Here is an 11,117-nt window from a genome sequence, read left to right on the forward strand (position 1 = left end):
GAGCAGCGACGACGAGCTTCCCTCGCTTTCCTCGAAGCTTTAGTCTGGTGGCAAACCGAGCGAGCGCCGTAGAGGTAGTCATGGCACTGAGGGCTGGCATATAGAGCGCTCTGCGTAGATTGGCGTTGCCCATTTTGCTTAGCCGCGATCTTCCATGAATCGACGTTCCTGATTGCCGATCGCTTGGGCAGAGACCAGCATATGCCGCGGCGGCCTTGCTGTTGCGCAATTTCTCGTAGGGAAGTTCAGCGATAATAGACGCCGCGGAACGCCAGGCAATTCCCGGGATGCCTTCCAGCAGATGCACGGACTCGGAAAGGACGGGTGTTTTGTCGATAAGAGCATGGAGCTGCTCTTCAACACCTTTGATAAGATCATCAAGCATTGCTACGTGCGTATCGGTGCTTTGCTCAACGATGTGGGCTTCGTTGATGGTCGATACGAGATGCCTGACGCGCGTTCGTTCCGACACCAAGTGATTTCGATAGGCGAGAATCGCCCGCAGTTCAAGGATTTCCCTGGCAGGCGGCTCCCACAGCGCGGGTCCCTGCGTTTTACAGAACTCAGCAATGATCGCTGCGTCGACCGCATCCGTTTTTGTTCGCCTCATCTGGCTGCGAGCAAAATACTTAATAGACGCTGGATTTACAACACTAACGCGCACACCCCGTGTATGTAGATGTGTCGCAAGGCCCAACCAGTACGCGCCAGTGGCCTCCATGCAAACATGCAAGTCTGAAGCCTTTCGGTTCTTAAGCCAACGGTTGAGCTGTCCGTAGCCGGCCACGCTGTTTGGGAAGGTGCGCTTCGTGGACCCTTTCGCTTGCAATAGATGCGCGTGAAAATCAGCCTTTGAAATGTCGACGCCAAGGAAGTCTACAGGCACGGATTCCCCCTTGCCAGAAGACGAGCGCTAAGATCAACCTCATACATACGGGATCAGCGCAAGGCGCGTCCCACGATACCGTTCGATCGGCTCGTCAAAGTTGGTGCGGCCGCTGATCTGCGTGGCGGGCTTTCGGGCCCAAGGATGCGCACAGCGTGCCGACACCGTGTGGGGGGCGTTCTACGCCCTCCACTTCACATCATATGAGGATGCGGGCTGACGAACGGTCCCCCAAAGCATGGATGCCGTTGGGCGCCGCGGGGAGCTCGTACGCAGCGCTGAAACCGAATGGTTAGTTGGCGCGTTCGGGTGGTATAACCGCGTCAAAGTCGATGCCGGCACGAACGCGTGGAGGACTAGTGGGCGCACAATTAACGACGATCTCCGACCGGCTCCAGATCGTCGAGTTGCCGCACGCAGCCGCGCAGACGAGTTTTGCCGACGACGTGCGCGGCGGTCTCGGCGCTCCGTACAAGCGCCTGTCGGCGAAGTATTTTTACGACGACCTGGGTTCGGTGCTGTTCGATGCGATCACGCGGCTCCCGGAGTATTATTTGACGCGAGCCGAGACCGAGATTCTTCGCGAATCCGGGTGGGAGATCGTGCGCGAGCTGGACGCTCCGCTGGAGTTTCTCGAACTCGGTAGCGGGAGCGCCATAAAGACCCGGTTGCTCGTTGAGGAAGCGCTGCGCGTGCAGGGGGCGCTGCGCTACGATCCGATCGATATCTCGCTCGAGGCGTTGCGCGCTTCGGCGGTGGCGTTGGTCGATGCGTATCCGAACCTGCGCATCCGCGCCTATGCCGGCGACTACTTCGCGGTACTCGCTTCGCCGGAGTTGCGGTTCGAGACCAAAGTGCTGGCGATGCTAATGGGATCGAACATCGGCAACTACGAGCCGGAGAGCGCCCGCGCGCTGTTGCGCCTCGTGGCCAAAGCGCTGCGGCCCGGGGACGGCTTACTGCTCGGCGTGGATTTGAAGAAAGATCGGAGCACGCTCGAGCTTGCGTACAACGATCCGACCGGCGTGACCGCGGCCTTCAATCGCAACATGCTGGGACGGATCAATCGCGAACTCGGCGGCCATTTCGATCTGACGGCATTTACGCACGAGGCCGTGTACGACGAAGAACGCGGGTGCGTCGACTCGTTCTTGCGCGCCGATCGCGCGCAGGACGTGGCGATCGATGCGCTCGGGATGACCTTTGCCTTCGAGTCCGGCGAACGCGTGCATACGGAGTCGTCGTATAAGTTCGATGAAGGGGAATTGGCGAAGTTGGGTGCGGCTAGCGGTTTCCGTCCTCGGAAACGGTGGTGCGACAGCGCCCAGCGCTTCGCGATCCAGCTGTTCGAGCACGAGTAGTTTACCCGCCGAGCCGGGCTCGGACGGCGCGTTCGCACCATCGTAGCGAGCCGTCGACGAGAATGGCGAGCAGGCAGACCGATAGACTTCCGGCCACGATCATCGCGGTGTTGTGCAACGCAAGCCCATCGAAGATCAGCACGCCTAGGCCGCCACCGCCCACGTAACCCGCTAACGTCGCGATTGCGATCGTCGCGATCGCCGTGATGCGCAGGCCGCCGACCATCACCGGCAACGCGAGCGGAAGTTCGACGCGCAGGAGTTGCATGCGCGGCGATAGGCCTAGCCCCATCGCGGCGTCACGCATGGCGGGATCGACCCCACGCAAGCCGGCGTCGATATTGCGCACGAGCATGAACTGCCCGTATGCGACGAGCGCGACGAAGATCGGCGCGATGCCCAACCCGAAGAGTTGCACCAAGAGCGCCAGCAACGCGAGGCTTGGGATCGTATAGATCGCGCCCAGCCCGCCGAGCAGCAGCGGCCGCAGCCGCGGGTTTCGCGAAGAGAGGATGCCGAGCGGCAAGGCGATTGCGAGCGCTACGACGAGTGCCGCGGCCACCATCGCCGCATGGGCGCCGGTGAGCGAGAGCACGCGTTCGGGGTGCGCGATGAGGTAACTCATCGGTGGTGCTGTTCTCGCGCTTTTTCGCGCAGTTCGACGACGGCGTCGTTGGCGTGAAAAAGCCGTTCCACGAACGGCGAGACCGGGTTGGCGAGCACTTCGAGCGGCGTGCCGATCTGTTCGATGCGTCCGCGATTGACGACGGCGATCCGATCGGCGAGCAGGAGTGCCTCATCGACATCGTGCGTTACGAACAGCGTGGTCGTTTCGAGTTCGCGCACCAAAAGGAGCATTTCGTCTTGGAGCTGCGAGCGGACGATCGCGTCTACCGCGCCGAACGGCTCGTCCATGAGCAGGACGCGCGGCTCGCCCGCAATGGCGCGAGCTACCCCGACGCGCTGCGCCTCTCCGCCGGAGAGTTCGCGTGGAAAGCGGTCGCGATAGCGTTCGGGATCGAGATGAACGAGCGTTAGAAGCGCGTCGACGCGCGCGGCGATGCGCTCTCGAGACCAGCCCAGCAGTTCGGGAACGATCGCAACGTTGGCGCCGACCCGCATGTGTGGAAAGAGCCCGACCGCTTGAATCGCATAGCCGATACTGCGACGCAGCGCGACCGGATCGAGCGATGCGATATCGGTGCCGTCGATCGCGATACTCCCGGCGCCCAGCGGAATCAATCGATTGATCGTTCGCAGCAGCGTGCTCTTGCCGCAACCCGACGGGCCCACAACGACGAGAAACTCGCCGGGCGCAATCGTTAAGGTGAGATCTTGCAGAGTCGGCGTGGCCGCGCCGGGATACGTAACGCCGGCCCCGCGAACGACGATTTCGGCACCACGCTGCACCTATGGCGAGCCTTTGAGAAAGGCGGCCGCTACGTCGGCGGGACCGACGTTCTGGTTCTCTACGGCCGCATTCATGCGCGCGGCTGCGGCGCTGGTGATGGCGGGTGCGATGCGATTGAGGATCGTGGCGATGCGCGGGGATTTTTTGAGCGCTGCGGATCGAACGACCGGAGCGACGTTGTACGGCGGCCACAGATGCCGGTCGTCGATTAGCACCTGCAGGTGGTCGGTGGCAATCGCTCCGTCGGTGCTGAAGGCCGTGGCGATGTCGGCTTGCCCGGTCATCAACGCGCGATATTTGAGGGCGATGTCGTACACGTGCACGCTGGCGAAATGGAAACCGCCGTAGACGCGCTGCAACCCGGGCAGACCATCCGCGCGCGTGATGAATTCGGGAATGGTCGCAAGCCGTAAGAGACGTGCTTTGCCGGCGAGATCGGAGAGCGTGCGTAGGCCGTAGCGTCGCGCGATCGCCGGCGTGGTTGCGAGGGCTTGAGAATCGTCGAGCGGCGAAGGCTCCAGCCACACCAATCCGTATTGTTGCAAGAACGCGATACGGACCGCATCGTAGACCGCGCGCGGGTCGGCGAGCGGCGGGCGGTGCAACACGTCGATCAAGGCGGTGCCGGTGTACTCGGGATAGAGATCGATATCGCCGTGTGCGAGGGCGGCGAGCGCGATCTCCGTCGATCCGAGATTCAAGCGCCGCGCCACGCGCATGCCCGCACCTTCGAGCGCCTGCGCGTAGATCTCGGCAATGACGATCGATTCGGTGAAATTTTTGGAACCGACGCGGATCACGTCTCCGCCGGCGCATTGCGGAAGTAACGCGGCGGAGCCGATGAGCGCCATGGCGCGAGCGCGGGAAACCTTCATGCTGGTACCTCGAGACGGTCGGCGATGCGGGAGAAGATGAGGTCGACGACGATCGCTAGTGCGGCCACGATGGTCGCCGATGCGACCAGCAGCCCGGCATCGTCGGTTTGGAGGCCGCGAACGATATCGTCGCCCAGGCCGCCGCCGCCGATGAACGTCGCGAGCGTGGCGCTGGCGATCACCTCGGTCGCGGCCGTCCGGACGCCCACGACGCCGACCGGAAGCGCGTAGGGCACGATCACGCGTGCGAAGCGTTGCCGGCCGTCCATGCCCATGCCGGTGGCCGCATCGATGGCCGGACGCGGTACTTCGCGGATGGCGAGGTCGATATTGATGAGGATCGGCGGGATGGCAAGAATCGCCAGCGCGACGACGGCCGAGGCTACGCCGACCCCGAGCCAGGGAAGGAGCAGCATGAGGACCGCAAGGCTCGGCACGGTTCTGCCGATGCTCGCCAGGGCTAGGATCGCCGCGCGGAGCGGCGCGACGTATGCGGCGGCGATTCCGAAGGTGAGGCCGAACGCGAGCGCCAGGGCCAGGGCCGCCGCCGCGAGTTGGACGTGCTCCCACAGATGTATCGCTAGGTCACCCCACATGAGACTAGACTTTGGCTGCGTGGTGGCGAATCCCGTTGGTTCTATGCTTTCGCACCCGGAACTCTCCGAAGCGATCGCGACGGTCGCGCCGAGCGAATCGTCGCTCTTCTTTAGTCGCGAGCTCTCGTGGGTCGAGTTCAACGGTCGGGTGCTCGAGGAAGCCCTCGACCGCAACAATCCCCTGTTCGAGCGCCTGAAGTTCGCGGCGATTTATGGGACCAATCTCGACGAATTCTTCATGATTCGGGTTGCGGCGATCAAACAGCAGATCGAGGCCCAGGTCGTCAAGCGCTCCGATGACGGCCGAATGCCGGCCGAACACTTAGCCGCCATCTCGGAGCGCCTGCGCGACTCGCTGATCGCGCAGATGCGCGTCGTCAAAGACGATCTGCTCCCGGCCCTGGAGGAACACGGCATCGTCATGCGCCGCGTCGCCGACTTGGACGAAGAGACGCAGGCGCAACTCGAGCGCACCTTCGACGACCGCGTTTTTCCGGTGCTCACGCCGCTCGCCGTCGATAGCGGGCATCCGTTCCCATATATTTCGAACCTCTCGCTCTCGCTCGCGGTCGAATTGGAAGAGCTTACCGGGGACGGCGTCGAGCTGCATTTCGCGCGGGTGAAAATTCCGCAGAGCCTCGCGCGCTTCGTGCCGGTCGAAGGAGCGCCCGAGGGGCAACGCTGGTTCGTGTTGCTCGAGGATTTGATCGCCCACCACCTGGACGCGCTCTTTCCGGGGATGAGCGTTCGCGACTCGTATCTCTTCCGCGTCACGCGCGACGCCGACCTCGATCTTCAAGAAGACGAAGCCGACGATCTGTTGCGCGCGATCGAATCCGAACTACAGCGCCGCCGCTTCGGCGAGCCGGTACGTCTGGAGATCGAACGCGGCATGCCCGAGTACATGCGCGAGTTGTTGCTCGGCGCGCTCTCGCTGGCCGACGTCGATTGTTACGAAATCGACGGATTGCTCGCCACGAACGATCTCTGGCAACTCATCGGCCTGCCGGACTACGAAGCGCTCCGCGACGAGCCGTTCATGCCGGCGATTCCCAAACGCCTAATCGGCAAGACCGATATTTTCGCCGAGATTCGCGAAGGCGACATCCTGTTACACCATCCGTACGAATCGTTCGATCCGGTAGTGCAATTCGTGCAACAGGCGGCCAGCGACGAACGCGTGCTGGCCATCAAGGCAACGCTCTATCGTACCTCGGGAAAGAACTCCCCGATCGTGCGCGCCTTATTGGAAGCGGCCGAAAACGAGAAACAGGTCGCGGTCGTGATCGAGCTCAAAGCGCGGTTCGACGAAGAGAATAATATCGAATGGGCGCGCCGCCTCGAACGCGCGGGCGTTCACGTCGTCTACGGGTTCGCCGGGCTCAAGGTCCACGCGAAGGCGATGCTCGTCGTGCGGCAAGAGGACGACGGCATCCGGCGATACATGCATTTCGGCACGGGAAATTATAACGAAAAATCCGCGCGCCTCTACACGGATTTGAGCCTGTTCACCTCGCGCCCGGAACTCGGCGGCGACGTATCGCAGTTGTTCAACGCGTTGACCGGCTTTTCAAAGATCACCGACTACGAAGATTTGCTGGTCGCGCCGGTGACGCTGCGGCGCGAAATCATCGGGCTGATCGACCGCGAGACCGAGCACGCGCGTGCCGGCCGGCCCGCGAAGATCAGCGCGAAGCTCAATGCCATTACGGACGCCGAAGTGGTCCGAGCGCTCTACCGAGCCTCGCAGGCCGGGGTCCCGATCGAACTGCTGGTTCGCGGCATGTGCGTGCTACGGCCCGGAGTGCCCGGGCTAAGCGAAACGATTCGCGTGCGCAGCATCGTCGGCCGGTTTCTCGAACACTCGCGGATCTACGTCTTCGAGAACGGCGGCCGGCAAGAGGCGTATTTTTCGAGCGCGGACTGGATGGGGCGCAATCTCGATCGGCGGGTGGAGATCGGCGTTCCGGTTCTCGATCGGGAGCTCGCGCAGCAGCTGTGCACCGGGATTCTCTCGGTGCTCATGGCGGATAATCTCAAGAGCCGGACCCTGATGCCCGACGGATCGTATGTTCGGAACCGCCCGGGTTCGGGAGAAATGCCGGTCGATGCCCAGCAGGTTTTCTTGAATCGCGCCCAAGCCGGGTAGAGGCCGACTCCTATAATCTAACCTTAATCTAGGGACCATACACTTTCTTTATGAGAACCGGCTCGCAAGACGCTGGATTTTCGTATTGTCCCTTTGCTCTTTACTGGAGGACCTGTGAGGATACTCACTCGCATCCTGGCCGCTTCCGTCGCGGCTGTGTTTACCGTTGGACCCGTTAGTGCGGCAACGGTTGCGAACGCAGCGCCGATAACGGTGGCCCAGGCTGCTTCCGCTACTACTGCGTCCGGCGCGGTGCAGGGCACCGTTAAGGACGATCAAGGTTCGCCGATCGCGGGAGCCACGGTGAACGTTTCCGGCCCGCATTCGTACCGCACGGCGACCGATGCGACCGGGGCATTTACGATTGCCGATATCGTGCCCGGGCTCTACCGAGTAACCGTCGCCAAAGCCGGCTACGACACGGCGTCGGCCGCCGATTTCGCGGTGGCCGAGGGCCAAACGCAGAATCTCGACGTGCGCATGCACGTGGCGACGTTTACCTCGCTGCGCACCATCGCATCCGTGCGATCGGTCGGGCGCGGAAGCTTCAACACCAGCACGGCGTCCGTTAACGTCGTGACGGCGCAGGCGTTTCAAGATCAGGGGCAAGCGCAAGTAACGCGCGTGCTCAATCAGATTCCGGGGATGCAGATTTCGTTCCCCGCGTCCAGCGCGAGCGGAGCGGTGCCCGGAGCTATCACGGTCCCGAATATTCGCGGAGCGGGCTCGTTCGAAACCGCCTCGTTGATCGATGGGCATCCGCTCTCGGTCGGCCAGTACGGCGACTACGTGACGACGTTCCTCAATAGCTACATGTTGCAGAGCGCCGAAGTCATCAAAGGCCCCGGCGCGATGTCGCCGCAGGTCAACTATGCGATCGGCGGCACCGTCAATTTCCGCACGAAGGATCCGACCCTGAACCCCACCCCCGATTACTCGTTCGGGTTCACCAATCACGGTGGGACGTTCACCAACCTCGGCATCTCCGATACTATTCTGAACGGTCGCCTCGGCTTCGTTGCCGACGTCGCCTCGATCGACGAACCTTCGGCCGTCAACAACTATCAAGCGTACTACGACCCATCCGGCGGGTTCGTCAACGGCCAGCGTTTGAGCGGTTTCAACGGCCAAGGCACGACGACGCCGGTACCCGGAACCGCCAGCAAAATTCAGACGATCTATCCGCTGATCGGCTGTTGCTACAACATCACCGGCAATTACAACAGTCTCTCCGAGCTGCTCAAGTTCCGTTACAAGCTCTCGTCGGCGACGAGCGTCACCGCGAGTTACCTCGGCAGCCAGACGACCGCCGATCAAAACGGCAATACCGGAAACATGACGCTCGGGACGTTTGCCCCGATGGCCGCATACGGCGGCGCGCTTCAACCCGGAGCGTTACACGTCAACTTCATCCATCCGGGCGGCACGGACAGAGAGGTGAACAACGAACCGATCGTGCAGGCGGAGATTCGCTCGACGGTCGGCCGGGATACCGTGCTCGGACGCTTCTACCATGCCGGCATCGCGAGACTCGTTAACGAAGGCATCTCGCCGAAGATCCCCGACATTGCGTACGGTACGGTATCCGGAACGACATGTCCGAAGAGCGGTCCGAACGGGACCTGCGCCGTACCGCCGGTCCAATATAACGGCGAGAACGTGCCGATTTCGTTCTACGATTACTACAATCAGACCGAAGAAGATAAACTCGACGGCCTCTCGTTCGAATGGGATCACCCGATCGGTAACAGCAACGTCCTGACGTTTGCCATCGATCAGACGAACTCGCAAACGACGGCGTATTCGATCTCGTCATTCACCAGCGTTGGGCTGCCGACCGGTTCGTCGCAACGTTTCACCACCGCGTTGCTTCGCGGCCGCTTCGATCTGAGCCCCAAGCTCTCGTCGACGTTGAGCCTCTACGAAAATACCTACCGCAGCACGTACCCCGTGACGTGTCCGTTTTCGGGCGCTTTTTCGAATTGCGCGATCAACGGCTCGAACGTGACGTTCAATACGAGCACCAACTCGCACTTCGACCAGCGACTGGGCTTTGAGTATCGCCCGCAGCAAAATCTCGCGTTGCGAGCATCGGTCGGCTCCTCCATCGCGCCGCCCTACCTTGCATTACTCAGCCAGATCACCCCGCCCGGAGCCACGTACAACACCAGCACTGGCCTCGCGACGCTGACGCACAATAACGGCGGGCTGCGTCCGGAGACCGCGTTCGGCTTCGATCTCGGAGCGGACTACCGGTTCAAAGATCGCGTGACGTCGCTCTCGGGCGACGTCTATCAGACCAACTTGTTCAACCACTACTTCGGGCAGACGGTACCCAGCCCGTACACCTGCGGCGGCGGAGTGATTCCTTGTTCGGTGGCCGGCGGCGGTGTGATCCCCGCTAATACGCCGATCTACTACAGCGAAATCACGAACCTCAGCAGCGCCCGTTTTCAAGGCGTCGAACTGCAAATACGCCGGACCCCCGAGGTCGGCTTGGGCTACTCGCTCTCCGGCGGATTGCAGCGCGCGTACGTCTATAACTTGCCGCCGTACTTCTATTGCAGCCAGCCCGGCCCGGCCTGTACTGCGAATCAGAACCTCAATATTATCGCCAACCAGAACTTCAACGGCGGTAGTATCGGGTTCGGCAGCACGATCGGAAGCATGAACACGCGCGTTCCCTACGCGCAAGGCAACTTCGAGCTCTCGTACCGTACCAAGAACGGCGCGTATGCGGCGTTCGGCGACACGTATTACGGCAATAATAACTCGCTCAACGAACCACCCTTCGGGATAGCCTACGCAACGGTCCGCTACCCGCTCTCGAAGCTTGTCTCGGTGCAGATCTCCGGTGACAATATCTTCAATGCCTATAACGGACTCTTCCCCGTTTACGGAGGCGGCGTTCCCATCCAACTCGCGAACGGCGCGCAGGGCGCGACCGTCGGGAATGTGCTGGGGCCGGCAACCTATCGCTTCGAACTGACGAAAACGTTTGGGGCGGGAGCGAGCGACTTCCAAAACCCGTAACGGCATCGGCCGTTTGTTTCAACGGGGCTCGCGCACGGCGCGGGCCCCATTTTTTATTCGAGCGATTTCGAGAGTTCTAAAATAATCTTCCATTCGTGCGGTGCGACCGGTTGAACCGAGAGCCGCGACCCGCGTTTGAGCAGCGCCATACCCACGAGCCGAGGATCCGCTCGCATGCGCTCCAACGTCACGGGATGCTGCAACGGCTTCACGAAACCGACATCGACCATCATCCAGAGCGGTTTTTCCGGCGTGCTGCGACGATCGTAGTACTCGCTGTGCGGGTCGAACGCCGTGGTATCGGGGTGCGCCGCGCGCACCACTTCGCAGATCCCGACGGCGCACGGCAGCGGGATGCTCGAATGATAGAAGAGCCCGCGATCCCCGACGTGCATCTCCATCATCGTGTTGCGTGCTTGATAGTTTCGCACGCCCGACCATGGGGTCGTGCGGTCTTCACGGAGCTGTTCGAAGCTGTACGCGTGCGGTTCACTTTTGAAGAGCCAATATCGCATGGTTGCTCCGTGTGTTGGCAGAGGGACTACCGGGTAAGATAAGAAGCGTTGGGCCATGCTGCGCCGCCTCCTTCTTCTGTGCTTTTGCCTGGCCGTGTGCGGGGTTTCGATACCCGCAGCCGGCGCGCCGGCGCCGTCGTCCCAGAGCGCCATTCTTTTGAGCGATATCCACTTCGACCCGTTTGCGGACCGGGCGATCGTCGAGCGGCTCGCGGAGTCCCCCGCGAACCGTTGGCGTTCGATCTTCACCTCCGCCGACGCGCAGCGATTCTCGGGATACGGCTCCGATAC

10 protein-coding genes are annotated in these 11,117 nt (G+C 61.9%); 4 read left to right on the forward strand and 6 right to left on the reverse strand.

From position 1 onward, the window contains the following. Positions 1-886, reverse strand: an 886-nt coding sequence (locus VMW12_03830) for an IS110 family transposase (GenBank protein HUZ48857.1), incomplete at its 3' end; no start/stop codon positions are given. 359 nt (positions 887-1,245) lie between these two features. Between VMW12_03830 and egtD the strand changes: the two genes are divergently transcribed. After that, the gene (gene egtD, locus VMW12_03835; protein HUZ48858.1) at positions 1,246-2,247 is read left to right on the forward strand and encodes an L-histidine N(alpha)-methyltransferase; all 1,002 of its coding nucleotides are present in this window, start codon (positions 1,246-1,248) and stop codon (positions 2,245-2,247) included. A gap of 1 nt (position 2,248) precedes the next feature. Here the strand turns inward: egtD and VMW12_03840 are convergent, their stop codons facing one another. Genes VMW12_03840 through VMW12_03855 form a run of 4 tightly spaced genes read right to left on the reverse strand, consistent with a single transcriptional unit; the run spans position 2,249 to position 5,129 of the window. Further along, a complete protein-coding gene (locus tag VMW12_03840) occupies positions 2,249-2,872 on the reverse strand; it encodes an ABC transporter permease subunit (GenBank protein HUZ48859.1) in 624 nt (207 codons plus the stop codon). Further along, positions 2,869-3,657, reverse strand: coding sequence for an ABC transporter ATP-binding protein (locus tag VMW12_03845; protein ID HUZ48860.1), 789 nt, complete (start codon positions 3,655-3,657; stop codon positions 2,869-2,871). The genes VMW12_03840 and VMW12_03845 overlap by 4 nt, the downstream gene beginning before the upstream one ends. Then, the gene (locus tag VMW12_03850) at positions 3,658-4,533 is read right to left on the reverse strand and encodes a glycine betaine ABC transporter substrate-binding protein (protein ID HUZ48861.1); all 876 of its coding nucleotides are present in this window, start codon (positions 4,531-4,533) and stop codon (positions 3,658-3,660) included. Next, positions 4,530-5,129 (reverse strand): ABC transporter permease, encoded by a 600-nt coding sequence (locus VMW12_03855; protein ID HUZ48862.1) that lies wholly within the window; start codon positions 5,127-5,129, stop codon positions 4,530-4,532. The genes VMW12_03850 and VMW12_03855 overlap by 4 nt, the downstream gene beginning before the upstream one ends. Between VMW12_03855 and ppk1 the strand changes: the two genes are divergently transcribed. Then, positions 5,128-7,278: a polyphosphate kinase 1 gene (gene ppk1, locus VMW12_03860; protein ID HUZ48863.1), complete on the forward strand. Its 2,151-nt coding sequence runs from the start codon at positions 5,128-5,130 to the stop codon at positions 7,276-7,278. The genes VMW12_03855 and ppk1 overlap by 2 nt on opposite strands. Positions 7,279-7,392: 114 nt before the next feature. Then, positions 7,393-10,311: a TonB-dependent receptor gene (locus VMW12_03865; GenBank protein ID HUZ48864.1), complete on the forward strand. Its 2,919-nt coding sequence runs from the start codon at positions 7,393-7,395 to the stop codon at positions 10,309-10,311. A gap of 53 nt (positions 10,312-10,364) precedes the next feature. Here VMW12_03865 and VMW12_03870 read toward each other — a convergent pair whose 3' ends face one another. Beyond that, complete coding sequence (locus VMW12_03870; protein ID HUZ48865.1) at positions 10,365-10,826, reverse strand: EVE domain-containing protein; 462 nt, start codon at positions 10,824-10,826, stop codon at positions 10,365-10,367. 55 nt (positions 10,827-10,881) lie between these two features. Between VMW12_03870 and VMW12_03875 the strand changes: the two genes are divergently transcribed. Next, positions 10,882-11,117: hypothetical protein (locus VMW12_03875; protein HUZ48866.1), on the forward strand; the 236-nt coding region annotated here is incomplete at its 3' end.

This window comes from Candidatus Dormiibacterota bacterium, from assembly GCA_035532835.1.
Taxonomy (GTDB): Bacteria; Vulcanimicrobiota; Vulcanimicrobiia; order Vulcanimicrobiales; family Vulcanimicrobiaceae; genus DAHUXY01.

Bases quoted from the DNA above. Each gene is read 5' to 3' on its own strand.
- VMW12_03855 (HUZ48862.1), bottom strand. From the start codon at position 5,129: ATGTGGGGTGACCTAGCGATACATCTGTGGGAGCACGTCCAACTCGCG.
- VMW12_03840 (HUZ48859.1), bottom strand. From the start codon at position 2,872: ATGAGTTACCTCATCGCGCACCCCGAACGCGTGCTCTCGCTCACCGGC.
- VMW12_03850 (HUZ48861.1), bottom strand. From the start codon at position 4,533: ATGAAGGTTTCCCGCGCTCGCGCCATGGCGCTCATCGGCTCCGCCGCG.
- ppk1 (HUZ48863.1), top strand. From the start codon at position 5,128: ATGAGACTAGACTTTGGCTGCGTGGTGGCGAATCCCGTTGGTTCTATG.
- VMW12_03870 (HUZ48865.1), bottom strand. From the start codon at position 10,826: ATGCGATATTGGCTCTTCAAAAGTGAACCGCACGCGTACAGCTTCGAA.